Genomic DNA, 25,203 nt, shown 5'->3' with positions numbered 1-25,203 from the left:
TCAAACTACCGCGTGCACGTCGATCACGCGGTGGATACCGCGCTTTGCGAGAGTCGCGGCGATCTCGTCGCGAACGCGCGGGCACGTGCGCGGGTCGGCGAAGTTGGCCGTGCCGACCTGGACCGCGCTCGCTCCGGCGAGGAGGAACTCGATCGCGTCCCAGCCGCCGGCGACACCGCCGACGCCGATGATCGGCAGATCGGGCAACGCCTGGTGGACGTCGTGGACGGCGCGAACGGCGACCGGATGGACCGCTCGTCCGGACAGGCCTCCCCCGCCGTTGCCGAGTGCGGGCTGCCACGTGTCGGGGTCGTACACCAGGCCGAGCAGGGTGTTCGCCACGGTGGCCGCCTCGGCGCCGGCATCGGCGACCGCTCGGGCCACGTCGACGATCCGGTCGGTGTTCGGGCTGAGCTTCGCCCACCGCGGACGGCCGCACCCGGCGGTGGCGGCCATCACCTCGGCCGACAGCTCGGCGTCGTGGGCGAAGATGCTGCCCCGCCCTTCGAGGTTGGGACACGACAGGTTGACCTCGACGGCGACGACACCCTCGGGGGCGTCGGCGAGGCGATCGGCGGCTTGCCGGTAGTCGTCCACCGAGCGGCCCCAGATGCTGCACACCACGGTCGCGCCCGTGGCGAGGAGCGCCGGGAGGTGGTCGGTGAGCCAGACGTCGATCCCCGGGCCCTGCAGGCCGACGGCGTTGATCATGCCCTGCGGGGTCGAGTGCACGCGCGGCGCCGGGTTGCCGGCCCACTCGAACGCGGCGATCGACTTGGTGACGATCGCGCCGATCGTCGACAGGTCGAAGAACGGCGCGAACTCGTCGCCGTACCCGGCGGTGCCCGACGCCGCCATCACCGGCGACCCGAGCTCGACCGAGCCGATCGAGACCGACAGATCGACGCCGTCGACGATCATCGCTGGTGGAACTCCTGCAGGCTCTTGACCGGCAGCGTCGACGGGGTCTCGTCGACGCCCTGGGCGGCGGCGAGTGCCGCGCTGACCGTCGTCAGGTAGCTGACCCGGTGCATGCTCGCCGCCTTGCGGATGTGCTCGCCGTCGCTACGGCCGACCGAACCACGCGGCGTGTTCACCACGAACTGGATCGTGCCGTCGGCGATGAGGTCGACCGCCGTCGGCTCGGCCGAACCGTCCGGCGTCACGTCTTGGACCTTGCCGAGCACCCGGTCGACCTCGACCCCGAACTTGCGGAGGTAGTCGGCGGTGCCCTCGGTGGCGACGAGGCCGAGGCCCCGCTCGCGGAGTTGGCGGGCGACGACGAGGCCGGCCGGCTTGTCGGTGTCGTTCAGCGAGAGGAACACCGTGCCGTCGCTCGGCAGACCGTTCCCGGCTGCGAGTTCGGCCTTGAAGAAGGCCCGACCGAACGTGTCGTCGATGCCCATCACCTCACCGGTCGAACGCATCTCGGGTCCGAGCGCCGGGTCGACCTCCGGGAACCGGTTGAACGGCAGCACGGCTTCCTTGACGGCGACGTGGCCGGTGACCGGCTCACGCAGCAGCCCTTCGTCGCGCAGCTCGGCGAGCGTCGCTCCGAGCATGACCCGGGTGGCGATCTTGGCGAGCGGCAGCCCCTTCGCCTTGGCGACGAACGGCACGGTGCGGCTGGCCCGGGGGTTGGCCTCGATCACGTACACCGTGGTGCCCGCCACGGCGTACTGGACGTTGATGAGGCCGCGGACGTCGAGACGGTGGGCGATGGCCGTCGTGTACGCCTTGATGACCTCGACCACCCAGTCGGGCAGGGTCTGGGGCGGGATCGCACACGCCGAGTCGCCGGAGTGCACGCCGGCCTCTTCCACGTGTTCCATCACGCCGCCGATCAGCACCTCACCGGTGTGGTCGCGGATGGCGTCGACGTCGACCTCGGTCGCGCTGGCGAGGAAGCGGTCGATGAGCACCGGCCGTTCGGCCGACAGGCCGCCTTCCTTGCCGAGGCTGCCGAACCCGGAGAGTTCGTCCATCGCCCGAGCGAGATGGTTGCGGTCGTGGACGATCTGCATCGCCCGCCCACCGAGCACGTAGCTGGGGCGGACCAGGACCGGGAAGCCGATCTCGTCCGTGATCGAGAGCGCCTGCTCGAGATCGACGGCCGTACCACCCGGAGGCTGCGGGATGTTGAGCTCGTCGCAGAGGGCGTTCCACTTCTCGCGGTCTTCGGCGTCGTCGATCGACTGCGCCGACGTACCCGCCACCAGCTCGGTCGGGATCTCCCCCGACAGCTTGAGCGGCGTCTGCCCGCCGAGCGACACGATCACCTTGTGCGGCTGCTCGGCGGCGATGACGTTGAGCACGTCTTCCTTGGTGAGCGGTTCGAAGTAGAGCCGGTCGCTCGTGTCGTAGTCGGTCGACACGGTCTCGGGGTTGCAGTTGACCATCACCGTCTCGTAGCCGGCGTCGCGCAGCGAGAAGCTGGCGTGCACGCAGCAGTAGTCGAACTCGATGCCCTGGCCGATCCGGTTCGGGCCCGACCCGAGGATGACGACCTTCTGGCGGTCGCTCGGACGGACCTCGGTCTCGTCCTCCCAGGTCGAGTAGTGGTACGGCGTCTCGGCGTCGAACTCGGCGGCACAGGTGTCGACCGTCTTGTACGTCGGGATCACCCCGAGCGCTTCGCGGGCCGCCCGCACGGTCATCTCGTCGGTCGCCCACAGCCACGCGAGTTGGGCGTCGGAGAAGCCGAGCCGCTTGGCGCGGCGGAAGCTGCGCTTCGTCATGGCCTCGAGGCCGGTCTCGGCGAGGACGGCCTGCTCCTCGACGATGATCGACATCTGGTCGAGGAACCACGGGTCGAAGTGGTTCGTCTCGTTGATCCGCTCGATCGACACGCCGCGTCGCAGCAGCTCACCGATGTGGAAGATGCGTTCGGGCGTCGGGGTGACGGTGCTCTGCAGCAGATCGTCGTCGGAGATCGACGCGTACTGCTCGCTGACCGGATCGCAGTTCAGGCCGAGGCGGCCCTGTTCGAGCGACCGCAGGCCCTTCTGCAGCGATTCGGGGAAGGTGCGCCCGATCGACATCGCCTCGCCGACCGACTGCATCTGGGTGCCGAGCACGCCCGATGTGCCGGGCAGTTTCTCGAACGCCCAGCGCGGGATCTTCGTGACGACGTAGTCGATCGTCGGCTCGAAGCTGGCGGGCGTCGACATCGTCTCGGTCTGGGTGATGTCGTTCGGGATCTCGTCGAGGGTGTAGCCGACGGCGAGCTTGGCGGCGATCTTCGCGATCGGGAAGCCGGTCGCCTTCGACGCCAGTGCCGACGAACGCGACACACGCGGGTTCATCTCGATCACGACCTGGCGTCCGGTCGCCGGGTCGACGGCGAACTGGACGTTCGATCCGCCGGTCTCGACACCGACACGGCGGATGCATGCGATCGCAGCGTCGCGCATCTCCTGGTACTCGACGTCGGTGAGGGTTTGCTGCGGCGCAACGGTGATCGAGTCGCCGGTGTGGACACCCATCGGGTCGACGTTCTCGATCGAGCAGATGATCACGCAGTTGTCGGCGCGGTCACGCATCACCTCGAGCTCGTATTCCTTCCACCCGGCGATCGATTCCTCGATGAGGATCTCGCTGATCGGGCTGGCGTCGAGACCGTTTTTCGCCATCTTCTCGAACTGTTCGACGGTGTGGGCGATGCCCGTGCCGCGGCCACCGAGGATGTAGGCGGGGCGGATCATGATCGGCAGACCGATCTCGTCCATGGCGCTGCGCGCCTGATCCATGTCGTGGGCGATCGCCGAGCGGGGTGACTCGAGACCGATCTCGGTCATCGCGACCTTGAACCGCTCCCGATCTTCCGCCGTGGCGATCGCCTCGGCGTTCGCACCGATCATCTCCGGCGTGCCGGGCACGCCGATCAGGCCGCGCTCGTAGAGCTCCATCGCCGTGTTGAGTCCGGTCTGGCCGCCGAGTGTCGGCAGCACTGCGTCGGGCTGCTCGCGTTCGATGATCGACGCGACCACCTCCCACGTGATCGGTTCGACGTACGTGGCATCGGCGAAGTCCGGATCGGTCATGATCGTCGCCGGGTTCGAGTTGACGAGGATGACGCGGTAGCCCTCCTCACGCAGCACACGGCACGCCTGCGTGCCCGAGTAGTCGAACTCGCACGCCTGGCCGATCACGATCGGGCCGGAGCCGATGATGAGGATGCTGTCGATGTCGTCGCGGCGCGGCATCAGGCGGAGACCTTTCCGTTCGTGTTCCCGGCCATGAGCTCGTCGAACTGGGTGAAGAGGTAGCGGGCGTCGTGCGGCCCTGGTCCGGCTTCGGGGTGGTGCTGCACGCTGAAGCAGCGTTCGCCCACCACCTCCAGGCCCTGGCAGACACCGTCGTTGAGGTTGACGTGGGTCATGCGCACGGCGCGGTCGAGCGAGGCGAACGAGTCGGGGTCGACGGCGAAGTTGTGGTTCTGGCTCGTGATCTCGACCCGGCCGGTGTCGACGTTCTGGACCGGATGGTTGCCGCCGTGATGCCCGAACGGCAGCTTGACGGTGCCGGCGCCGAGCGCCAGGCCGAGCAGCTGGTGACCGAGGCAGATCCCGAAGATCGGGACCCTGCCGATCAGCTGCGCGATCGCCTCGGCGGCGTAGCCGACCTCGGCGGGGTCGCCGGGTCCGTTCGAGAGGAACACGCCGTCGGGGTTCCGGGCCATGACGTCGTCGGCGCTGGTGTCCGCCGGGACGACCTCGACGCGGCCGAGCTGAGCGAGCTGGCGGACGATCGTGGTCTTGATGCCGAAGTCGTAGGCGACGATCGTCCGGTCCGGCGCCCCGTCGAGTTCGACCGTGTACGGCTCGGCCGTGGTGACGGTGGCGACGAGGTCGATGCCGTCGGTACCGGGCTCGGCCTCGGCAGCGGCCCGCAGGTCGGATTCGCTCGCGTCGCCGAATGCACCGGGCATCGAACCCGAGTCACGGATGATGCGCGTGAGGCGACGGGTGTCGATCCCGGCGATGCCCGGGATGCCGTGCTGCTCGAGCAGGTCGGCGAGGTGGCCCTCGGACCGGTGGTTGCTGGCGCGGCGGGCGAGGTCGCGGACGATCACGCCGCGGGCGAAGGCGCCGCGCGACTCGACGTCGTGGGCGTTCACGCCGTAGTTCCCGATGTGCGGGTAGGTGAACGTGACCATCTGGCCCGCATAGCTCGGGTCGGTGATGATCTCCTGGTAGCCGGACAGGGCCGTGTTGAACACGACCTCCCCGGTGGCGATGCGCGCCGTGCCGGCGGGATCGGGGCCGATCAGCTCGCCCTCGAAAACACTGCCGTCGGCGAGGACGAGGGCTCCTTCACGAATCACTTCGCCACGCTCCAGGGCTCGCTGCGCTCGCCGTCGCTTCGACCAACTCGAGTGGCCGGGCAGAACCGGGGGCGCAGACTCGGGTGGAAACCGTCTACGAAGTCGATGGTCATGGGTGTTGCTCCTGGGGTGGGTGCGGGAGGGGCGTCGAGGAGGGTCCCGGTTACCGGTGGGTGGCACCGGCTCGTGGTGGTCGCAGGTGCTGCTGCCGGGTCGGGCCGGGATGCGTGGTGGACGTCGAGCAGGGTCCGGGATACCGGTGGGCGGTGGACGTCGAGCAGGGTCCGGGATACCGGTGGGCGGCACCGGCGGCTGAGGCTCGCAGGTGCTGTTGCGGGGTCGGGTCGGGATGCGTGATGGACGTCGAGCAGGGTCCGGGACACCGGTGGGTGATGGACGCCGAGCAGGGTCCGGGACACCGGTGGGTGATGGACGCCGAGCAGGGTCCGGGACACCGGTGGGTGGTGGACGTCGAGCAGGGTCCGGGATACCGGTGGGTGGCACCGGCGGCTGAGGCTCGCAGATGCTGTTGCTCGGTCAGGTCGACCTGTGCCCTCAGAGACGTCATGGTGAACGCTCCAAGGCTCACTCCGTTCGTCGTCGCTACCACGGGGATGCGTTGATACGCAGGACGTGGGCCTGGCGTCTTGCGCCGTGCGGTTCGCGTCGTGGTGGGTCCGAGCTGACTGATCGATACGCATGATCATACAGCTCACTGCATGTTCTTGCATCAGCGTTGGGGGTTCCCGTCCAGGACCGTAGGGGCTCCGTGGAGGAGGGTGTGCTTGGTCTTGCCCTTCAGTTCGACTCCGACGAAGGGGGTGTTCTTGGACTTGCTGGCGAGGGTTGCCGGGATCACTTCCCAGGTCTCGTTCGGGTCGAAGATCGTGAGGTTGGCGGGTTCTCCCGGGGCGATCGGGCGGCCGTGGGTGTCGGCGACGCCGGCGATGGCGGCGGGTTTCCAGCTGAGGGCGGCGACGACCTCCGCAACCGACATCTCGAGGCTGGCCAGGCCGACACCGAGCGCGGTCTCGAGGCCGAGCATGCCCGGAGGCGCCTGGTCGAGCGGCTGCTCCTTCGTTTCCGGTGCGTGCGGCGCGTGGTCGGTGGCGATCGCGTCGATCGTGCCGTCGGCCAGTCCGCCGCGGACCGCCTCGACGTCGGCCATCGTCCGCAGGGGCGGGTTGACCTTGTAGAGCGCCGAGTACCCGGCGAGCAGTTCGTCGGTGAGGCTGATGTGGTGCGGCGTCGCCTCGGCGGTGACCGGCAGGCCATCGGCCTTCGCCCGACGCACCAACTCGACGCTGCCGGCGGTCGACAGGTGCAGGATGTGCACCGGGGCACCCGTGAGGCGGACCAGTTCGATGTCGCGGTACACCATCAGCTCCTCGGCGATCGACGGCCATCCGGGCAGACCGAACGTCGAGCAGCAGTGCCCCTCGTGCATCACGGCACCCTCGGTCAGCCGGGCGACCTCGCAGTGCTGGGCGAGCACGATGTCGAGATCGAGCGCGTACTCGAACGCCCGACGCATCAGGAGCGGGTCCTGTACCCCCGAGCCGTCGTCGGTGAAGATCCGCACACCCGCCTCGGCCAACTCGGCGAACGGGGTGAGCTGGGTGCCGGCGCGGCCCACGGTGATCGAGCCGGAGGGCCGCACGTCGCACAGCCCGGCCGCCTCGCCCTGCTTGCGGACGAACTCGACGACGCTGACGCAGTCCTGCGTCGGGTCGGTGTTCGGCATCGCAACCACGCACGTGTAGCCACCCTTGGCGGCGGCACGTGAACCGGTCTCGATCGTCTCGGCCTCTTCCTTGCCGGGCTCCCGGAGGTGGGTGTGCAGGTCGACGAACCCGGGCGACACCACGCAGCCGGCGGCGTCGATCACGGTCGCACCACCGGCGTCGGGTGACTCGCCGAGGTGCTCGTCGACGGCGGCGACCACACCGTCACGGACGAGGACGTCGGCACGCCGCTCCCCCGTCGGGTCGATCACGGTGCCACCCTGGATCAGGTACTGGTTCATCGCTGTCGCTCCTCATCTCCGGCCCGGACACCCGGGCGATTCCAACCACTCCACGTCCGGAGCCCCGTTGCCGCCCCCGACCGGACACCCAGGCGATTGAATCCACCAGGCGTCCACCCGTGGACACCCAGGCGATTGAATCGACTGCACGTCCGGGGCGTCGGTCGGGCGGGCATGGTGGTACTCGCGGGCATGGTGGTACTCGCGGCCATGGTGGTCATCTCGGTCATGACGATGCCTCCGGCAGGGTGCCGCTGCCGAGGAGGTCGAACAGGACCGCCATGCGGACGGCGATGCCGTTGGTGACCTGCTGGGTGATGACCGAACCGGGCAGTTCGGCCGGGTCGACGGCGATCTCGACGCCACGGTTCATCGGGCCGGGGTGCATCACCAGGGCGTGGTCGGCGAGCCGCGGCACCCGCTCGGGCGTCAGGCCGAACCGGGTGGTGTACTCACGCAGGTCGGGCACCAGGGCCTCGGTCATGCGCTCGGTCTGCATGCGCAGCAGGTAGAGCACGTCGAGGTCGGGCAGGACCGCGTCGAGGTCGGTCGTGACGGTGACCGGCATGCCGTCGGTCTCGGGAGGCAGCAGTGTCTTCGGCGCGACGAGGGTGACGTCGGCGCCGAGCATCGCGAACGCCTCGATGTCGGAGCGGGCGACCCGGCTGTGCTTGACGTCGCCGACGATCGCGATCCGCAACCCGTCGAATCCATCGGGGCGATTGAACGCGGTCCGGATCGTGTAGCAGTCGAGCAGGGCCTGGGTCGGGTGGGCGTGCCAGCCGTCACCGGCGTTGACGATCGCAGCGTTCGTCCACTGGGCGATCTGCCAGGGTGTGCCGGTCGACTTGTGCCGGATCACGAAGGCGTCGACGCCCATCGCGGCGATCGTCTCGATCGTGTCGCGGAGGCTCTCCCCCTTGTTGAGGCTCGACGACGACACGGCGAAGTTCATCGTGTCGGCCGACAGCCGCTTGGCGGCGGTCTCGAAGCTGAGCCGGGTGCGGGTCGAGTCCTCGAAGAACACGTTGCACACGGTCTTGCCTCGCAGGGCCGGCACCTTCGGGTTCGGGCGGCGGTTGACCTCGGCCATGTGATCGGCGAGGTCGAGCAGACGACGGACGGCGTCGGGGCCGGCCTCGTCGATCGAGCGGAAGTGCTGCACGGGCGGGTTCCTCAGGCGATCGTGACGCCGTCGGCGGTGGCGGCGACTTGTTCGTCGGACGAGGTCGGCAGGTTCTTGCCGACGAAGTCGGGCCGGATCGGCAGTTCGCGGTGGCCGCGGTCGACGAGCACGGCGAGTTGGACCGCCGTCGGTCGGCCGTAGTCGGTGATCGCGTCGAGGGCCGCTTTCACGGTTCGTCCGGTGTACAGCACGTCGTCGACGAGAACGATCGTGGCACCGTCGACGTCGAAGTCGATCTGGCTGACGCTGCCGGGTGAGACGGGTCGCAGGCCGATGTCGTCGCGGTAGAGCGAGCAGTCGACGGAACCGACCGGAACAGTGGTGCCGATGCGGGCGATCGCCTCGCCCAACGCCTCGGCGAGCCAGACGCCGCCTCGCTGCAACCCGACGAGGGCGATGCCCGAGGTGCCCTGGTTGCGCTCGATGATCTCGTGCGCCATGCGCGTGACCGCGCGTCGCACGTCGTCAGGTCCGAGGACCTGTTTGGGGTGACTCACGTTGTACTCCTGCCGTTCGGGCCTCACGGGACCCGCCTTAACGGTCAGGCGTGCAACCTAGCGCGAAAACCGGGTCAGGTTCGGAACGGCGGGTCGAGAACTCGGCCGACACGATGGTTGAGGGCGCGGATCACACGATCCTCCCGATGCCAGCCCAGCAGGCTCACCGTCGCGGTCGCCAAGGCGAACCGGCGACCCTCGATGGCAGGCAGGCCGCACCAGCGGGCGATCAGGATCGCCAGGAAGTGGCCGTGGGCGAACACCACGCCGTTCCCGGTGGGGACCTCGTCGTCGAACCGGGCGAGGAACCGGTCGGCCCGCTCCCCCACCTCGTCGTACGACTCGCCGCCGGTGATCTCGTGCGTCCACACCGACCAGTCGGGGATGCGCTTGCGCGATTCGGGGGTGGTCTCGCCCTCGAAGTCGCCGTAGTCCCACTCGACGAGGTCGGGATCGGTGACGAGTCCGCACGCCGGGCTCACGATCTCGGCGGTCTCGCGTGCCCGCTGGAGCGGGCTGCAGTACGCCCGCACGAGGTTCCAGCCTTCGAGGGTGAGTGCGGCGTCGCTCGCCTCGGCCCGACCGACGTCGGTGAGCGGGATGTCGGTGCGGCCGGTGTGCTTGCCGACCTTCGACCACTCGGTCTGGCCGTGCCGGATCACCAACAACTGCGGCACGTCGGTGTGGCGGGTGTCGAATCGTTGCGTCACAGGAACTCCGGTGGCCGGGTCAGGTCGATGACGGTGATGCGGTTGCCCTCGTCGTCGTACAGGTCGAGTTCGACCGGACCGTTGAGCAGCTCGCCCGTCTCGACGTCGGGATCGGTGATCGACGCCGGCAGGACGGCCACGAACCAGCCGCCCTCGTTGCGGGTCACGAAGCTGTACTCGCCGCCGTCGCCGAGATGAGCGGTCACCCGCACGACCTGAGGGCTGACGGCGCCGGCGAGCACGTTGGTCCAGGTGCCGTCGCCGTCGGCGACCACGACCTCGTCGAGGAAGCCGAAGTAGTCGCTCAGGACGGTCGCTTGCGCCTGCGGATCGTCCCACCGGTTGATGAACCCGTCGAGACCGCACCGAACGGGGGCCGGCTCGTCGCCCGGGTCGGTTCGGATGCCGACGCATCGTGCGTCGTCACCGCCGACGGCCAGCACCATGTCGGCGCCCACGCCGTCGTGCTCGTCGCCGGCGACCACCACGCCGGTCGACCAATCGATCTCGTCGAGACCGGCGAGCGGATCGGGCGGATCGTCACCGCCGAACAACGATCCGAGGTCGAACCCGGTGCCGACGAGCAACCCCGCCATCGCCACGGCGAGCACGGCCACACCGAACCACGCCCGGCGAAGCGCTCGGGACGATCCGTCGTCGTCGGACGCGTCGTCGGCCTGCTCGGCGCCGTGGTGCTCCGTCGTCACGCCTTCATGATGGTCCACTACCGTGGTTCCATGCATGATCTGGTGATCCGCAGGGGGAACGTGATCGACGGGTCGGGCGGCCCCGCTCGCAACGCCGACATCGCGATCGACGGCGATCGCGTCGTCGAAGTCGGAAGCGACGTCGGCGCCGGCACGCGCGAGATCGATGCCGACGGCCTGCTCGTCACCCCCGGCTTCGTCGACGTGCACACGCACTACGACGCCCAGGCCACCTGGGACCCGTACCTCACCCCGTCGTCGTGGCACGGGGTCACCACGGCGGTCATGGGCAACTGCGGCGTCGGCTTCGCACCCGCTCAGCCCGACAAGCACGAGTGGCTGATCGAGGTGATGGAGGGCGTCGAGGACATCCCCGGCACCGCGTTGACCGAAGGCATCCAGTGGGAGTGGGAGTCGTTCACCGAGTATCTCGACGCGCTCGATCGCCGCCACTACGTACTCGACCTCGGCGCCCAGGTACCACACAGCGCCGTGCGCGGCTACGTCATGGGCGACCGCAGCGGCGTCAACAACCCGGCGACGGCCGACGACCTCGAGCGGATGGCGTCGATCGTCGCCGACGGTCTGCGCGCCGGCGCGCTGGGCTTCTCCACGAGCCGCACCCCGCTGCACAAGTCGAAGTCGGGCGAACTGGTGCCGGGCACGATGGTCGAATCCGACGAACTGTTCGCCATCGCCGCAGCGATGCAGGACGTCGGTCACGGGGTGTTCCAGTTCGCCCCGGAACACGCGATCCTGCCCGAGCGCGAGTGGCCGTGGATGAGAGAGCTGGCCAGCCGCTTCGGACGCACCGTCAGCGTCAACTTCAGCCAGTTCGACCAGGCGCCCGACCTGTGGCGCGAGGTGCTCGACAAGCTCGACGAGGCGATCGCCGACGGCATCCCGATCGTCGCCCAGGTGCACGGTCGTACCGTCGGTCTGCTGATGTGCCTGGAGGGCAGCTATCACCCGCTGATGTTCCACCCGGCCTACGGCGAGATCGCCGACCTGCCCCTCGCCGAGCGGTGTGCCGCACTCCGGTCGGGTCCGGTCCGCGACCGGCTGATCGCCGAGACGCCCGACGACGACGGCTTCTTCGAGAAGGTCGTGCTCGGCACGATGTGGAAGACGTGGGCGGTCGCGGACGGCGACATCGACTACGAGCCGCACCCCGACGATTCGATCGGCTCGGTCGCCGGGCGCACCGGGGTCTCCCCCATCGAGCTGGTCATCGATCATCTGCTGTCCGCCGACGGTCACGGGATGCTCTATTCGCCGTTCTTCAACTACAGCTACGGCGACCTGTCGTTCAACTACGAGGCGCACATGCATCCCGGCACCCGAATGGGTCTCGCCGATGCCGGCGCCCACGTGCGGGTGATCTGCGACGGCGGCTGCCCGACGTTCATGCTGACCCACTGGACGCGCGATCGCACCCGCGGCCCGAAGATGCCGCTCGAGTACGTCGTGCATCGTCAGACCCGCCAGACCGCCGAGCTGTACGGGCTCGGCGATCGTGGGCTGCTGGCGCCCGGGATGCGGGCCGACATCAACGTGATCGACTACGACGCCCTCACGTTCGGCAAGCCGCGCATGGCCTGGGACCTCCCCGGCGGTGCTCCCCGCCTCGTGCAGAAGGCGAGCGGCTACCGCCACACGTTCTGCGCCGGCGTCGAGACCGTGACCGACGACGAGTTCACCGGGGAGCTGCCGGGCCGACTCGTCCGCGGTCCCCGCTGAGCGTCACGTCGGGTCTCAGCCGCCGGAACCTGGCGGCTCGGCCGACGACTCGACCGGATCGAGGAGGGCGTCGGCTCCCGTCGTGATCCACACGGCGGTGACGGGCTCGCGAGACACCGCACCGGCGACGACGCCGTCGATCGCCATGAGCACGGCGTCGTCGGCGACGATGATCGTCACGCCGGCGTCGGGCGGGGCCGGCACGTTGCGGACCCAGTTCGCGACACCGCTGCGCCACGAGTCGACGTCGACGCTGCCGTTGGTGCGGTTGATGGTGAGCGAGGCGTCGACGCCCCCCGTTCCGGTCAGCCCGATCTCGACGACCGGCACGACCGGGTCGAGCCCGGCGTCGAGGCGGACCGGTTCGTCGGTCGCGATGAGGTCGCCGTCGGCCAGGTCGACCGGCGTGCCCGCAGTGTTCGGTTCGAGCCACTCGGCGACGTCGTTGCGGAACGACAGGGTGCCGTCGCCGTCTTCCCACACCGGCGTGAAGTCCGACTCCACGACATCGGCGAACGGTGTCGACTCGTCGACGGGGTTCCCCGACTCGACCACGAACGCGACCGGGTCGCTCTCGGCGAGGTCGTCGGCGAAGCGATCCCAGGTGCCGTCGAGCACGAACTCCTCGCTCGTCCGACCGAGATAGATCTCGCCGAGCAGGAACGTCTTCCAGATGTAGCGGGTGGCCGAGGTGCGGTGCAGGTCGATGTAGGTCCACGGATAACTGGTCCACGCGAGGATCGGATCCTGCTCGTCGGAGACGGCGTCGAGTGTGGCCCGCATCGTGTGGCTCCGGCCGCTGTATCCCGACTCCCGCCGCTCGGTGAACTCCTCCGTCGACTGCACCGCCCACATCGACTCGACCCCGACGCGGAGACCTTCGAGTGCGCCGATCTGTAGCGACAGCACGATCGCGAGCGCCGGCATCCACGCCAAGATCGGATGCGTCGCCCCGGTCCGAGCCAAGCGGGCCGTCGCCTGCCCGACGAGGTCGGCGAGCATCAGCAGTGTCGGCACGGCGAGCACCGCGAAGTAGTGCGAGGAGTAGCGCTGGCTCAGGATCAGCTCGACCCACGCCGCAGCGAACCAGGCGCCGATCATGAGGCGGAGCGCCCGCTGCGCGCCGTCGAGGCGATGCCAGCGGACGAGCGTGACGACACCCCACAGCACGACGAACACGACCACTTCGGGCCGTTCGCGGTAGTACTCGAACAGCGAGTCCCAACCGAGCCGGCCCTGGTCGGCGAGGGAGCGGTCGGTGGCTTCGCTCATGAATCGGGCGTAGACCCACCATCCGTCGACGAAGTCACGCCACGAACCACGCAGTAGGTACCAGATCGGTGCCGAGACCAGGCCGACGGCACCGCCGATGACGATCCACACACCGGCCCGAGAGCGGGGCGTCTCGAGTCGGCCGCGCCGCCACACGACCCAGAGCAGGACCACCGACCCGGCGAACACGGTGGTCAGCAGCGTCTGCACGGCGAGACCGGCCAGCACGCCGCACCCGGCCGCCGAGGCGATGCGACGTCGGCCGGTGGTCCAGCAGGCATCGGTGCCGGCGATCACGACGATGACGCAGAGCAGGGCGACGGTGATGTTGCGGGCGTAGAGGACCCCTGCGTAGTCGGCACCCGACAGGGTGAAGTGGACGATCGTTCCTGCGGCCACGGAGGCACCGATCACGGCCGGGCCACCGGCCAGACGCGTCACGACGTGAGCGGCCGCGCCGACGCAACACGCCGCGGCGAGGCTCAGCAAGGCGATCATGAACCAGAAGCCGTCGAATCCACCGACCCGGCGCGCGATCTCGTACAGGAACGGTTCGAGCGGGCCCTTGTTGTGGACGGCGTTCTCGTAGTAGCTGCCACCGAATCGGATGGTTCGCTCGACGACGGTGCGCATGTACTGCGGGTCGAAGTCGGCGCCGCGGGCTTCCATCCAGAACAACGATGCAGCGGCGACCAGCACCATCAGGGTGCAGCTGACCGCAACGCCCCAAGCCCCCCACGGCCCCCACGCCGCGGCGGCACCGGCGAAGCTGGTGTCCGACTCGCCTCCCGTCGGGTGATGGCCGCCCGTCGGTTCCTGCTCGGTCGATCCACCGTTCGACCGCTCGGCGAGCGACTCGTCGGTGAGCCGCCGCGCGGCTGCGCTGCCCGCGTCGCGCTCGTTCACGACCTCGTCCACGCCGTCCACGGCCGTCTCGTCGTCGAGGTCGCTCACGTCGTCACCGCGCCGCCGGGCGAGTCGGTCATCGGGCGGGCTCCGGACTCGGCCGTGTCGTGCCGATCGTCGCGGTGGTCGTCGCCGGGGTCGTCGCCGGGGCCATCGTCGGGATCGTGCTCGTGGCTGTCGGGCGGGTCGCTGTCGTGGTGCTCGTTGCCGTCCGTGCGTCGTGCGAGGAGTGCGTCGGCCGTCAGGCCGGCGGCGACGATGCAGACGATCGACATCCGGAACATCGGCCCGGCGAGGTGACGACCCACCTCGATCGCGTCGGCGACGTAGACGAGATAGAGATCGACGGCGATCGGCACCACGAGGAAGGTGATGAGCACGCCGAGCCATCGTCGGACGGCGAACGCCGCTGCGATCGCACCGATCGCAGCGAGCCCCCACAGCGCCATCGACCATCGGGATCCGGTCGGGTCGAGCGGGCCCAGCACGGTGTCGGGGAACTGCTCGCCGACCCGGTGGGCGTCGTAGGCCGCGAAACCCGAGTCGGTGTGGATCGGCAACTCGTCGACGAACCGGTCGATGTACCAGGGGCTGCGGGCGACGAACGACCATCCGGCGGCGATACGGCCCGGGCCCGATGCCCAGTCCCGATACTCCTCGAGACGAGGGTCTCGCAGGAACGCCTCACCGTCGGCCCAGGCGTCGCCCCCGGTGCGTTCGGCGAGGGCTTCGTCGAACGGCATGCCGTGGTCGATCATCCACTCCCGCATCGACTCGTCGGGCAACCAGCGCAGCCCGACGTTGTTGTGGAACGTCACCTCGCCTCGCGAGGTGTGCCACTGCCCGATGCCGGAGAACACCCCGACCAGGATCAGGATCACCGAGGCGGTCACCAGACCCCGAACCCGCTCCCCCGGACGACGTCGCTCCCACACGAACCCGGCCACCACGAGCGGGATCAGCGACGCCGTCAACGTCACGGCGTTGGAGTCGCGCAGCAGCATCCACGCTGCCGTGAGGACGACCGCACCGGCGAGGCGGCGGCCACTCGGTGCGGCGAACCATCGGATCCATGCCGCGAGCCATGCCAGGACGAGCGAGTTCGAGAGTGACTCGGTGAGTACGAGGGTGTGCCAGAACATCCAGCGCGTCTCGATGAGCACGGCGCCGACAGCCACGATCGTCACGAGCCGGACGATCCGGTTCGACAGTTGCTGCCACAGGGTGACGGCGAGGTAGGTCGACGCAGCCACCCAGATCAGCGTCTGCGCGAGGACGATCGCCCGGGCCGACGGCCCGACGAGCCAGACGAGGAGTGGGTACGTGGGTGGCCGCTCGGCGAACCAGAAGTCGATCGAGAACGGCCCGATGTCGGCAACGGCGACGTACGACGAGGAGTCGGGGAACGGCGACTCGAACCCGGACGACCAGCCGGGGCCGAGCAGGACGAACAACAGCAGCCCGACGCCGAGGCAGACGAAGTATCGCCACGACTCCTCGGCCCGCATGGTCAGCGACCCTACCCCTCTCGTCGGGGCAGAACCGGTTCAGTCGGCGGTCGGGCGGGCGTCGGTCGCGATCGCCGCGAGGACGCCGTTCACGAACCGGCCGGAGTCGTCGGTCGAGAAGCGCTTGGCGAGTTCGACCGCCTCGTTGAGGACGACGGCGGTCGGCACGTGGGGCCGCTCGAGCAGTTCGTAGGCACCGAGGCGCATCACGTTGAGGTCGAGTACGGGCATGCGGGCGAGCGTCCAGCCGTGGGCCCGTTCGTCGATCATCCCGTCGAGCCGTTCGAGGTGGTCGCCGACACCGCGAACGAGTTCCTGGGTGAGTTCGTCGGGTTCGATCACCTGGAGGTCGATCGTGTCGACCGGGGCGATGCCCTTCGAGTGGGCTTCGTAGAGCAGGTACAACGCACGTTCGCGCGCGTCGGACCGCTCGTCGGGGCGTTCCATCAGGCTCGTCCGATCAGACGCGGGTCATGTACTCGCCGCTGCGAGTGTCGACCCGGATCTTCTCGCCCTGCTCGATGAACAGCGGGACGTTGACGATCTTGCCGGTCTCGAGGGTGGCGGGCTTGGTGGCGCCCGTCTTGCGGTCGCCCTGCAGGCCGGGCTCGGTCTCGGTGATCGTCAGTTCGACCGAGGCGGGGATCTCGACGCCGATGATCTCGCCCTCGTGGAACGCGACCTGGGCGGTCATGCCCTCGATCAGGTAGTCGGCGGCGTCGCCGAGGGCGACCGGGGCGACGTTCATCTGCTCGTACGACTCGTTGTTCATGAACACGTAGTCGTCGCCGTCGCGGTAGAGGAACTGCATGTCTTCGCGGCGGATGATCGCCTGCTCGACGCGGATACCCGCGTTGAACGTGCGGTCGAAGACGTTGCCGGACTTGACGTTGCGCAGCTTGGTGCGCACGAAGGCGCCACCCTTGCCGGGCTTGACGTGCTGAAACTCGACGACCTGGAACAGGCCGTTGTCGAGCTCGAGGGTGATCCCGGTCTTCAGGTCGTTGGTGGTGATGGCAGGCATGGGGTGTCCTTGGGCGACTGAGTCAATACGCGGCAGCCGTCGCTCTCGACCTCGACGAGGTCTTCGACGCGGAAGCCACCGAATCCGACACGATAGAGGCCTGGCTCCACAGTCACGACGTCCCCGGCGACGAGGGTCTGTTCGGAGACGGGCGATTCGTACGGATCTTCGTGGATCTGGAGGCCCACGCCGTGCCCGGTCGAGTGCAGGTACCAGTCGCGATACCCGGCTCCCTCGAACAGGGTTCGGCAGGCGGTGTCGACGGCGGCGGCCCGTCGGCCGGCGGTGACTGCAGAGAGCCCTGCGAGCTGTGCGGTGAGCACCAGATCGTAGATCTCCCGCTGTTGGGCCGTCGGCTCGCCGATCACGTAGCTGCGGGTCATGTCGGAGTGGTAACCGTCGACCAGGGCGCCGACGTCGATCACGACGGTGTCGCCCTCGACGATCAGGCGGTCGGTCGGCTCGTGGTGTGGCCGGGCGGCGTTGGTCGGCCCGCTGGCGACGATGGTGTCGTAGCTCGGGCCGTCGGCACCGTGGCGACGCATGCGGTACTCGAGCTCGGTACGAACGTCGGCTTCGGTGAGACCGTAACCGAGCAGCGGAGCCACTTCGGCGAGGGCTGCATCCGCGAACTCGGCGGCCAGTTCGATCCGCGCGACCTCGCCTTCGTCCTTGGCGCGGCGTTCGTCGGCGACGATCGTCGTGATCGGCGCGATCGGGAGACGGGTCGCGAGCCGGGTCCACGACTCGTGGTCGATCGACGCGGCCGAGGCGCCGATCTTGCTCAGGTTGTGGGCGGCGTCGTCGAGTCGTTGTTGCTGTTCGAGCTTGGTGAACCCGGCGACGATGTCGGCCTCGGCGCCCGACGCCGCGAACTCGTCGGCGGCGCGGTCGCGGTAACGGCCGTCGGTCACGAAGACGGCCCGGTCGGGTGTGATCAGGAGGGTGCCGGACGAGCCGGTGAAGCCGGTCAGCCAGCGGATGTCGATCAGGTCGGTGACGAGCACTCCGTCGAAGCCGAGGTCGGTCGCCCGGTGACGGACTCGACCGATACGGCCGGCGTATCCGATGGGCGGCAGGTGCTCCCGCACACTCATCGGGCTGCCAACGATGCGGCGACCGCCCGGACCGCCAGGTCGTAGCCCTGCTTGCCGAACCCGGTGATGGAACCGGTCGCCACCGGTGCGACGACGCTGGTGTGTCGCCACGGCTCGCGTGAGTTCGGGTTCGAGATGTGGACCTCGACGATCGGGCCGTCGAACGCCGCGAGGGCGTCGTGGATCGCCCAGGCGTAGTGCGTGAATGCTCCCGGGTTGATCACGATCGCCGCGCAACGATTGCGTGCTGCGTGGATGTGTTGGATCAGTTCGCCTTCGAAGTTGGACTGATGGGCCTCGACGTCGAGCCCGTGCTCGGCGGCGGACGCGGTCGCGAACGCGACGTAGTCGTCGAGGGTGTCGGTGCCGTAGATGTGCGGCTCGCGCTCCCCCAACAGGTTCAGGTTCGGGCCGTGCAAGAGCAAGAGGGTGTCAGCTGTGTCAGCCACGCCACCGAGCGTAGCTGCGAGCGCGCGAACGACCCTCCACCATCCGGGTCGGGTGTCGTACGGGACGGCGACGGAGTCGACGTTCTGGGAGATCACCCGACCCGAGCCCGGTGCGCGCACCAGCCACAGCCGTCGACGCAGTATTTGTCACCTCCGGTCGGCCGCCGACCGGATCGGCGACCAACCCCGCGGGTTGGCTGTCGTACGAACGGCACGGGTTGCTTCGGGTCGGGTGTCGTACGGGACGGCACGGGTTGCTTCGGGTCGGGTGTCGTACGGGACGGCGACGGAGTCGACGTTCTGGGAGATCACCCGACCCGGGTCCGGTGCGCTAGCTGGCGGCTGGGTTCAGGCGGCGGGGTGGGTTCGGTCGTTGGTGGGGCCGGTCCAGTAGATGGTGCCGTCGGGTCGGGTCCAGGTGGCGGTGCGGTCGTGTTCGATGGTGAGTTCCCAGCCGCCTTCGTGGACGAGGTGGTGGTGGGTCTCGCAGACCGGGGCCAGGTCGGCGAGGTCGGTTCGGCCGCCGTATTGCCATGGGGTCGTGTGGTGGATCCGGCAGTCGTCGATCGACACCGAACAGTCGGGGTGGACGCACGTGGCGTGCATCGCTTCGATCGCGGTGCGCTGCTCGGGTGTCGCAAGCCGTTTGGCTCGTCCTTGGTCGAGTGCGACACCGTCGCCGTCCAGCACGACCGGGATGATGTCGGCGTCACAGGCGAGGCGCCGCATGGTCGAGATCGGCACCGGCACCCCCGAATCGGTCTCGCACAACCCGACCGCAGCGGTCATCGATCCGTTCATGGTGTCGGTCAGGCCGTCGAGGCCGACGTGCACGACCAGGGTGCCGTTGGCGCCGTGGCCGTTCGTGACGGCGTCGACGACGGCATCGACCGTGAGGCGGTCCCAGCTCGTGCGGGCGCCGCCGGTCTGCTGGTCGCGGCGCCGGAGCCGACCTCGAGCGGTCTGGATCGCCGCCCAAATCGCTCGGTCGGTGACCGGGTCGCACTCGATCAACGTCTTGTGCATCCCGGTGTCCTTGTCGACCCAGCGCGTCACCTTCGACTGCTTGCGCTGCTGCTCCAGCTCGTCTTCGGCGGCCCTGGCGTTGTGTCGTGCCCGGATGCTCTTGGCCAAGCCCCGGCAGTTCTTCGCGAACTGGTCGACACCTTGGTCGTGGGCGTCATCGAGCAGGTTCTCTGCTTCGCCCACGAACTCGGCTCGTTCTGCCTCGTCGAGGTTTCGGGTCGCCGATGCGATGGCGTCGACGTGGCCGGCCGTGACGGTGCCCTGATCGAGGGCGTCCTCGAACACGGGCATCGAGGTGCACACTTCTTCGCGCTCCGCGGCCGTCTTGGCGTCTTTCGATGACTGGCGGCCATGGTTCGACAACGCGTGTTCAGGTTGGGTCGCCCGGCCTTCGGCAGCGAGCTGTCGTTGACGGCGTGTGGCACGCACCTGACGGGCGTCGCACCAGGCACGAACCTGGGACACCGCATCCAGATACGCCGACAGCTCATCGCTGTCGAGCACATCAGGATCCGAATCACGCACGACCGCGAACGCCGCAGCGATCGGCGACTCGGCCGGCGAGTCGTTCGAGATGGTTCCATCTCGTGGCATGTCATCCTCCTTTCGATGATGGGGAAAGAAGGGGAAGTCGGTGCAGGCATCTTACCCGAACTCCAGTTCGTCAGGCAAGGGAAATCCAGGTGAAATGCAACAATCGGGTGGATCGATAGTCGACTGCCGAGATCCCGATAAGCCCCTCGAAGGCATGCCGGTCAGCACTCACCACCGTGCGACCGGACGCCGCTGCGTCGCAGCCCAGCAGATCCTTGACGTCCGCCCCCTCCCCGCGTCACCGGCTCGATGAACGCTACGGCCCTGCCGCGTCGGGTGATCGTGTACCGCTCACCGTCGTGCTCGACGGCATCGAGCAGATCAGCAAACTTCCGTGCCGCATCGGTGCCGAGATCTCGGACACGCCGGACTATCAGATCGAACCGAACCCGGTAGGTTCCGGCGGATGGAACATCGGTCGTTGGGGGTGCTCGAGGTCGGGGTCGTCGGGTTGGGGTGCAACAACTTCGGCGGGCGGATCGACGCCGATCAGACGCAGGCGGTCGTCGACGCGGCGATCGCCGCCGGCATCGACTACTTCGACACCGCCGAGTCGTACGGGTCCGGCACATCCGAGGAGCTGCTGGGTCGGGCGCTCGGTGCTCGGCGGAGCGAGGTCCTGATCGCCACCAAGTGGGGGCACACCGCCTCACTCACCGACGGCGAGCGTGGGGGCGACCCGGTCCAGATCCGCCGACGGCTGGAAGCCAGCCTGACCCGTCTCGACACCGACTACGTCGACCACTTCCAGCTCCACCGACCCGACCCCGACACCCCGATCGCCGACACCCTCGGGTGCCTCGCCGAACTGCGCAACGAGGGCAAGATCCGCGAGATCGGAATCACGGCCGCCACCGCCCAACAGCTCCGGGAAGCGTTCGACGTCGGCGCCGAGCTCGGCCTGCGCTCGTGGCCGTCGGTGCAGAACCACTACAGCGTGCTCACCCGCGACCCCGAGCACGACGGTGTGTTCGACGCCTGCGCCGAACTGGGCATCGCCTTCGTTCCCTACTTCCCGCTCGAATCCGGCCTCCTCACGGGCAAGTACCGAGCCGGCAGCGAGCGTCCGGAAGGCGCGCGCCTGACCGTGTGGGGTGACCGCGCCGCCAACTTCATCGACGACGACAAGCTCGCCGTCGTCGAGCGGCTGATCGAGTTCGCCGCCGATCACGGCCGCACCCTGCTCGATCTCGCCATCAGCTGGCACACCTCGCACCCACTGGTCGCCACCGTGATCGCCGGCGCCACGACGGCCGGGCAGATCGACGCCAACGTCGCCGCCGCCGGGTGGCACCTCACCGACGCCGACCGAGCCGACGTCGACGCCATCGTCGCAACAGGACCCGAATAGGACTCGACACCACGACCAGCGATGCATATCGTTTATCGATATGGACTCCACGAGCGAACGCCCCGGCATCAGGTTGCTCGACCGGGCGACGTCGGTCGCCATGGTCGTGCTCGTGGTGCTCTCGTGTCTCGTCGCCGTGCTGGGCATCGTGGTGATCAGTGGACGGGGTTCGGCATCGGTCGGTGTCACGATCGAGCCGCCCTACACGATCGGCTTCGATGACGATCGTTCGGTCGTCGTCAGCGGCGACGGTGCATCGCTCACCTCTGTCGGCTTCGAACGCGACCTCGGTCTGGGCACCTTCCAGCGTGAGCCAGAGATCGAAGCCGCGGTCACGGTCGATCCGGACGACCTCGATTCCCGCCTCGCCATCGTCGTCGGTGGAGCCGTCCTCCTGGGGCTGTCGTGGGCCGCGCTCGTCATTCTCCGCCGCATCGTTCGCTCAGCACGAGTCGCCGATCCGTTCGACCCGGTCAACGTCCGCCGGATCCGATGGCTCGCCGCGATCGTCCTCATGTGGCAGCTGGTCCTCGAGATCGGAGATCGAGTGCTCACACGGACGCTCGAGAGTGAGCTCGCAGTAAACGTCTCCCTGCCCAGGCTCGGCTGGATCAGTGCGGGAGTGGTGGCGCTGCTCATCGTCGCCCTGGCCGAGGTCTTCAGCACCGGCAGTGAACTCCGGTCGTTCGAACGGGAGACGATCTGACGTGCCCATCGATGTCCGACTCGAGGAGATCCTCGACGAGCGGGGACTGACCCTGACCGAACTGTCGGACGCCGTCGGCATCACGGTGGCCAACCTGTCGATTCTCAAGACCGGGAAGGCTCGCGCGATCAGATTCACGACGCTGGATGCCATCTGCGAGGCGTTGGACTGCCGACCTGGTGATCTGCTCGACTACCGACCCTGAGCCGATCTGTGCCCGAGTCACCGCTTCGGAGTAGTCAGCGGGTCGACCACTCCGTCGCGGTCATGCGGTAGAGCACGTGGGGGCGCAGGGGGTTGCCTTCGGCGACGCCGGGGTGGTCGAAGTCGCCGTCGGGATCGCGCGTGAAGCCCAGCTTCTCCATCACCCGGATCGACTTGTCGTTCGACCTGGCGGTGAACGTGATCACCTCGTCGAAGCCGATCCCGCCATCGTCACGTGGCCGGAACCCCAGGTCGAGACACGCCCTCGCCGCCTCGGGCGCGTATCCACGACCCCAGGCGTGCGACATGATGCGCCAGCCGATCTCGACGCCGTCACGGAACCACGGCTTCATGTAGCCGGTGAACCCGATCGGCTCGCCGTCCGCCTCGACGCACCACAGGCCGTAGCCCTGGAGCTCGAACGCCTCGGTGATGCGGTTCATGAACGCGTCCGACTCGCTGCGCCGCATGACCGGGCCGAGCGTCGCCATCACCGCCGGATCGCTGTTCATGGCGTGGAACGCCGGCCGGTCGGCGTCGGTCCACCGACGCAGCACCAGCCGGTCGGTCTCGAGCCGGTCGAAGCTCACGGCAGCATGCGGTCGAGCGCTTCGCGCACGGGTGCCTCGTCGACACCGGCGACGACCTCGACACCGTTCGGCCCGTCGAGCACGAACGTCAGCCCGTCGAGCGCCTTCTTGTCTCGGTGCATCAGGCTGACGAGGGTGTCGGCGTCGAGGCCGGCCGGGATGTCGGTGGCGAGCCCGTACTCCTCCCCCACGACGGCGAAGTGCTCGTCGACCCGCTCGACCGGGATGCGACCCATCACGTTCGCCAGGTGCGCGGCGAAGATCAGCCCGATCGCCACCGCTTCGCCGTGGGCGAGGCGGTGCTCGGTCGAGATCTCGAGCGCGTGCGCCAGCGTGTGTCCGTAGTTGAGGATCGCCCGACGGCCACCCTCGCGTTCGTCGCTCGCCACGACCTCGGCCTTGATCTCGACACATCGGGCGACCCGATCGGTGAGGTCGAGCGCGAGCAGGTCGTCACCGGTGAGGAAGTGATACTTCGCCATCTCCCCCAGCCCGCAGCGCCGCTCCCGGTCCGGCAGACTCTCGAGCGCGTCGAGATCACAGATCACGCCGCTCGGCTGCCAGAACGCGCCGACCAGGTTCTTGCCCTCGGGCAGGTTGACGCCGGTCTTGCCGCCGATCGCCGCGTCGACCATGCCGAGCAGCGTCGTCGACACGTGCACCACGGGAACGCCCCGGTGGTACGACGCCGCCGCGAACCCGGCGACGTCGGTGACCATGCCGCCGCCGACACCGATCACCACGTCGTTGCGGGTGAGCCCCATCCGGGCGAAGCCACGGCACAGCTCACCGATCGTCTCGAGCGACTTGTGCTGCTCACCCTCGCCGATCACGAACCGCTCGTACGGCAGATCGGTGTGCACCTCGACCGGGATCGAGTCTTGCGTGACGATCGCCGCTCGGCGGGCACTCGCCGGCAACACGGAACCGAGATACGAGGCAGCGCCCGGTCCGACGACGACCTCGTACGAGCGATCGTCGAGGGGAACCGTCAGGTGGCGCAGGCCGGTCATGACTCCAGGTTCGCGCTGAACGACTCGGCGTTCCGCACGAATTCGCTCATCGAGTCGCCGCCGAACTTCCGCAGCGCCTCCTGAGCGAGGACCAGGGCGACCATCGTCTCGGCCACGACGCCCATGGCGGGCACGGCGGTGACATCGGTGCGCTCCTTGAACGAGACGCCCGACTCCTTGGTGACCACGTCGACCGTTTCGAGCGTGGGCCGGTTCAGGGTGGCCAGCGGCTTCATGGCGGCGCGGGCCACGACCAACTCGCCGTTCGAGATGCCGCCCTCGAGGCCACCGGCCAGCGTCGACAGCCGCGTGTAGCGCTTCTGGTCACTGTCCCAGCGGATCGGGTCGTGGGCGGCGCTGCCGAGCCGGCCGGCCACCTCGAACCCATCGCCGATCTCGACGCCCTTCACGGCCTGGATCGACATGAGCGCCTGGGCGAGCATGCCGTCGAGCTTGCGATCCCAGTGGACGTGCGAGCCGAGGCCGATCGGCACGTTGAAGCCGAGCACCTCGACGACGCCTCCGAGGGAGTCGCCTTCCTTCGCGGCGGCCTTGATCTCGTCGATCATCGCCGCGCTGGCGGCGGGATCGAAGCAGCGCACCTCGTCGCCGTCGACCGCTTCGAGGTCGGCGGGCGTCGGGCGGGCGGCGTCGTCGGCGATCTTGGCCTGACCCATCTGGATCACGTGCGAGATGACTTCGACGTCGAGCGACGACAGCAGCTTCTTGGCGATCGCTCCCCCGGCCACTCGGGCGGCCGTTTCGCGGGCCGACGCCCGTTCGAGCACGTCGCGAGCGTCGGTGAAGCCGTACTTCTGCATGCCGGCCAGGTCGGCGTGGCCGGGGCGGACGAGCGTGAGCGGGTCTTTCGTCTCTCCGGGGGCCGGCGACATCTCCTCGTGCCACTTGTCGCTGCGGAACCACTCGGTGTTCTTGATCTCGATCGCGACGGGCGAACCGAGCGTGCGGCCGTGGCGGACACCGCCGATCAGCGTCAGCTCGTCGACCTCGAACCGCTGGCGGGGGCCGCGGCCGTAGCCGAGTCGGCGCCGGGCCATCTCGGCCTGGATCTCCTCCACCGTGATCTCGAGCCCGGCGGGCAGTCCTTCGAGCACCACGACGAGCGCTTGCCCGTGTGATTCACCGGCCGTGAGGAAACGAAGCATCGCAGCGAGGCTACCGGCGCAGCCCTCCGAGCTACCGCATGCGTACAGAAGGGGTCAGGCACCTTCTGTTCACGACAGCCTGCCGGGCTCTTCCGATCCAGCGAA

23 protein-coding genes are annotated in these 25,203 nt (G+C 68.7%); 4 read left to right on the top strand and 19 right to left on the bottom strand.

The genetic code is table 11. The features are described 5' to 3' along the window. The 8 genes from BDK89_RS09465 to BDK89_RS22100 form a co-directional block, all read right to left on the bottom strand. Positions 1 to 921 carry a dihydroorotate dehydrogenase gene (locus BDK89_RS09465; RefSeq protein WP_133868722.1) on the bottom strand — a complete coding sequence of 307 codons (921 nt, stop codon included), beginning with the start codon at positions 919 to 921 and terminating at the stop codon, positions 1 to 3. Next, the gene (gene carB, locus BDK89_RS09460; RefSeq protein ID WP_133868721.1) at positions 918 to 4,205 is read right to left on the bottom strand and encodes a carbamoyl-phosphate synthase large subunit; all 3,288 of its coding nucleotides are present in this window, start codon (positions 4,203 to 4,205) and stop codon (positions 918 to 920) included. Before carB ends, BDK89_RS09465 begins: the two co-directional genes overlap by 4 nt. Beyond that, a complete protein-coding gene (gene carA / locus BDK89_RS09455; RefSeq protein ID WP_208294016.1) occupies positions 4,205 to 5,326 on the bottom strand; it encodes a glutamine-hydrolyzing carbamoyl-phosphate synthase small subunit in 1,122 nt (373 codons plus the stop codon). The genes carB and carA overlap by 1 nt, the downstream gene beginning before the upstream one ends. Positions 5,327 to 6,056: 730 nt before the next feature. Next, positions 6,057 to 7,352: a dihydroorotase gene (locus BDK89_RS09450; protein ID WP_133868720.1), complete on the bottom strand. Its 1,296-nt coding sequence runs from the start codon at positions 7,350 to 7,352 to the stop codon at positions 6,057 to 6,059. A gap of 226 nt (positions 7,353 to 7,578) precedes the next feature. Further along, positions 7,579 to 8,517, bottom strand: a complete 939-nt coding sequence (locus BDK89_RS09445; RefSeq protein ID WP_133868719.1) for an aspartate carbamoyltransferase catalytic subunit — start codon at positions 8,515 to 8,517, stop codon at positions 7,579 to 7,581. A gap of 11 nt (positions 8,518 to 8,528) precedes the next feature. After that, positions 8,529 to 8,978 carry a bifunctional pyr operon transcriptional regulator/uracil phosphoribosyltransferase PyrR gene (gene pyrR, locus BDK89_RS22110; protein ID WP_243839248.1) on the bottom strand — a complete coding sequence of 150 codons (450 nt, stop codon included), beginning with the start codon at positions 8,976 to 8,978 and terminating at the stop codon, positions 8,529 to 8,531. Positions 8,979 to 9,109: 131 nt separating this feature from the next. Further along, on the bottom strand, positions 9,110 to 9,745 hold the full coding sequence (locus BDK89_RS22105) for a histidine phosphatase family protein (protein ID WP_208294015.1): 636 nt from the start codon (positions 9,743 to 9,745) through the stop codon (positions 9,110 to 9,112). Continuing rightward, positions 9,742 to 10,452: a hypothetical protein gene (locus BDK89_RS22100; RefSeq protein WP_208294014.1), complete on the bottom strand. Its 711-nt coding sequence runs from the start codon at positions 10,450 to 10,452 to the stop codon at positions 9,742 to 9,744. The genes BDK89_RS22105 and BDK89_RS22100 overlap by 4 nt, the downstream gene beginning before the upstream one ends. Before the next feature lie 30 nt (positions 10,453 to 10,482). Between BDK89_RS22100 and BDK89_RS09430 the strand changes: the two genes are divergently transcribed. Continuing rightward, positions 10,483 to 12,192 (top strand): N-acyl-D-amino-acid deacylase family protein, encoded by a 1,710-nt coding sequence (locus BDK89_RS09430; RefSeq protein ID WP_133868717.1) that lies wholly within the window; start codon positions 10,483 to 10,485, stop codon positions 12,190 to 12,192. A gap of 15 nt (positions 12,193 to 12,207) precedes the next feature. Here BDK89_RS09430 and BDK89_RS09425 read toward each other — a convergent pair whose 3' ends face one another. The 8 genes from BDK89_RS09425 to BDK89_RS22665 all read right to left on the bottom strand — a co-directional run bounded on the left by BDK89_RS09425 (position 12,208) and on the right by BDK89_RS22665 (position 20,442). Further along, on the bottom strand, positions 12,208 to 14,418 hold the full coding sequence (locus BDK89_RS09425; RefSeq protein ID WP_133868716.1) for a hypothetical protein: 2,211 nt from the start codon (positions 14,416 to 14,418) through the stop codon (positions 12,208 to 12,210). Next, the gene (locus BDK89_RS09420) at positions 14,415 to 15,878 is read right to left on the bottom strand and encodes a hypothetical protein (RefSeq protein WP_133868715.1); all 1,464 of its coding nucleotides are present in this window, start codon (positions 15,876 to 15,878) and stop codon (positions 14,415 to 14,417) included. The genes BDK89_RS09425 and BDK89_RS09420 overlap by 4 nt, the downstream gene beginning before the upstream one ends. Positions 15,879 to 15,917: 39 nt before the next feature. Further along, positions 15,918 to 16,325 (bottom strand): transcription antitermination factor NusB, encoded by a 408-nt coding sequence (nusB, locus tag BDK89_RS09415; protein ID WP_133868714.1) that lies wholly within the window; start codon positions 16,323 to 16,325, stop codon positions 15,918 to 15,920. 13 nt (positions 16,326 to 16,338) lie between these two features. Then, complete coding sequence (gene efp / locus BDK89_RS09410; RefSeq protein ID WP_133868713.1) at positions 16,339 to 16,902, bottom strand: elongation factor P; 564 nt, start codon at positions 16,900 to 16,902, stop codon at positions 16,339 to 16,341. Next, positions 16,875 to 17,999: a M24 family metallopeptidase gene (locus BDK89_RS09405; protein WP_133868712.1), complete on the bottom strand. Its 1,125-nt coding sequence runs from the start codon at positions 17,997 to 17,999 to the stop codon at positions 16,875 to 16,877. Before BDK89_RS09405 ends, efp begins: the two co-directional genes overlap by 28 nt. Continuing rightward, on the bottom strand, positions 17,996 to 18,448 hold the full coding sequence (aroQ, locus tag BDK89_RS09400; protein ID WP_133868711.1) for a type II 3-dehydroquinate dehydratase: 453 nt from the start codon (positions 18,446 to 18,448) through the stop codon (positions 17,996 to 17,998). Before aroQ ends, BDK89_RS09405 begins: the two co-directional genes overlap by 4 nt. 348 nt (positions 18,449 to 18,796) lie before the next feature. Next, entirely contained in the window at positions 18,797 to 20,068 is a 1,272-nt protein-coding gene (locus BDK89_RS09395; RefSeq protein ID WP_133868710.1) for an HNH endonuclease signature motif containing protein, read from the bottom strand. Positions 20,069 to 20,229: 161 nt separating this feature from the next. After that, a complete protein-coding gene (locus tag BDK89_RS22665; protein ID WP_424955298.1) occupies positions 20,230 to 20,442 on the bottom strand; it encodes a type II toxin-antitoxin system prevent-host-death family antitoxin in 213 nt (70 codons plus the stop codon). Between the two features lie 32 nt (positions 20,443 to 20,474). Here BDK89_RS22665 and BDK89_RS09385 point away from each other — a divergent pair, with 32 nt between their 5' ends. The 3 genes from BDK89_RS09385 to BDK89_RS09375 are packed head-to-tail and all read left to right on the top strand — an operon-like array spanning position 20,475 to position 22,330. Beyond that, entirely contained in the window at positions 20,475 to 21,419 is a 945-nt protein-coding gene (locus BDK89_RS09385; RefSeq protein ID WP_133868709.1) for an aldo/keto reductase, read from the top strand. A 40-nt stretch (positions 21,420 to 21,459) separates the two neighbouring features. After that, complete coding sequence (locus BDK89_RS09380) at positions 21,460 to 22,125, top strand: DUF2975 domain-containing protein (protein WP_133868708.1); 666 nt, start codon at positions 21,460 to 21,462, stop codon at positions 22,123 to 22,125. A gap of 1 nt (position 22,126) precedes the next feature. After that, the gene (locus tag BDK89_RS09375) at positions 22,127 to 22,330 is read left to right on the top strand and encodes a helix-turn-helix domain-containing protein (protein WP_133868707.1); all 204 of its coding nucleotides are present in this window, start codon (positions 22,127 to 22,129) and stop codon (positions 22,328 to 22,330) included. A gap of 34 nt (positions 22,331 to 22,364) precedes the next feature. Here BDK89_RS09375 and BDK89_RS09370 read toward each other — a convergent pair whose 3' ends face one another. Genes BDK89_RS09370 through aroC form a run of 3 tightly spaced genes read right to left on the bottom strand, consistent with a single transcriptional unit; the run spans position 22,365 to position 25,098 of the window. Then, on the bottom strand, positions 22,365 to 22,919 hold the full coding sequence (locus BDK89_RS09370; RefSeq protein ID WP_133868706.1) for a GNAT family N-acetyltransferase: 555 nt from the start codon (positions 22,917 to 22,919) through the stop codon (positions 22,365 to 22,367). Then, positions 22,916 to 23,932, bottom strand: a complete 1,017-nt coding sequence (locus BDK89_RS09365; protein WP_133868705.1) for a 3-dehydroquinate synthase family protein — start codon at positions 23,930 to 23,932, stop codon at positions 22,916 to 22,918. Before BDK89_RS09365 ends, BDK89_RS09370 begins: the two co-directional genes overlap by 4 nt. Beyond that, positions 23,929 to 25,098 carry a chorismate synthase gene (aroC, locus tag BDK89_RS09360; protein ID WP_133868704.1) on the bottom strand — a complete coding sequence of 390 codons (1,170 nt, stop codon included), beginning with the start codon at positions 25,096 to 25,098 and terminating at the stop codon, positions 23,929 to 23,931. Before aroC ends, BDK89_RS09365 begins: the two co-directional genes overlap by 4 nt. Between the last annotated feature and the right edge of the window lie 105 nt (positions 25,099 to 25,203).

Source organism: Ilumatobacter fluminis (genome assembly GCF_004364865.1).
Lineage (GTDB): Bacteria > Actinomycetota > Acidimicrobiia > Acidimicrobiales > Ilumatobacteraceae > Ilumatobacter > Ilumatobacter fluminis.
The sequence above is the reverse complement of the archived record's forward strand: the minus strand, read 5'-3'. Positions and strand labels throughout refer to the sequence as shown.

Excerpts from the sequence above, each read along its gene's own strand:
- BDK89_RS09365 (WP_133868705.1), bottom strand. The coding sequence starts at position 23,932 with ATGACCGGCCTGCGCCACCTGACGGTTCCCCTCGACGATCGCTCGTAC.
- BDK89_RS09465 (WP_133868722.1), bottom strand. The coding sequence starts at position 921 with ATGATCGTCGACGGCGTCGATCTGTCGGTCTCGATCGGCTCGGTCGAG.
- pyrR (WP_243839248.1), bottom strand. The coding sequence starts at position 8,978 with ATGGCGCACGAGATCATCGAGCGCAACCAGGGCACCTCGGGCATCGCC.
- BDK89_RS09450 (WP_133868720.1), bottom strand. The coding sequence starts at position 7,352 with ATGAACCAGTACCTGATCCAGGGTGGCACCGTGATCGACCCGACGGGG.
- BDK89_RS09405 (WP_133868712.1), bottom strand. The coding sequence starts at position 17,999 with ATGAGTGTGCGGGAGCACCTGCCGCCCATCGGATACGCCGGCCGTATC.
- BDK89_RS09420 (WP_133868715.1), bottom strand. The coding sequence starts at position 15,878 with ATGCGGGCCGAGGAGTCGTGGCGATACTTCGTCTGCCTCGGCGTCGGG.
- BDK89_RS09430 (WP_133868717.1), top strand. The coding sequence starts at position 10,483 with ATGCATGATCTGGTGATCCGCAGGGGGAACGTGATCGACGGGTCGGGC.
- efp (WP_133868713.1), bottom strand. The coding sequence starts at position 16,902 with ATGCCTGCCATCACCACCAACGACCTGAAGACCGGGATCACCCTCGAG.
- BDK89_RS09385 (WP_133868709.1), top strand. The coding sequence starts at position 20,475 with ATGGAACATCGGTCGTTGGGGGTGCTCGAGGTCGGGGTCGTCGGGTTG.
- BDK89_RS09380 (WP_133868708.1), top strand. The coding sequence starts at position 21,460 with ATGGACTCCACGAGCGAACGCCCCGGCATCAGGTTGCTCGACCGGGCG.
- aroC (WP_133868704.1), bottom strand. The coding sequence starts at position 25,098 with ATGCTTCGTTTCCTCACGGCCGGTGAATCACACGGGCAAGCGCTCGTC.
- carB (WP_133868721.1), bottom strand. The coding sequence starts at position 4,205 with ATGCCGCGCCGCGACGACATCGACAGCATCCTCATCATCGGCTCCGGC.
- BDK89_RS09395 (WP_133868710.1), bottom strand. The coding sequence starts at position 20,068 with ATGCCACGAGATGGAACCATCTCGAACGACTCGCCGGCCGAGTCGCCG.
- nusB (WP_133868714.1), bottom strand. The coding sequence starts at position 16,325 with ATGGAACGCCCCGACGAGCGGTCCGACGCGCGCGAACGTGCGTTGTAC.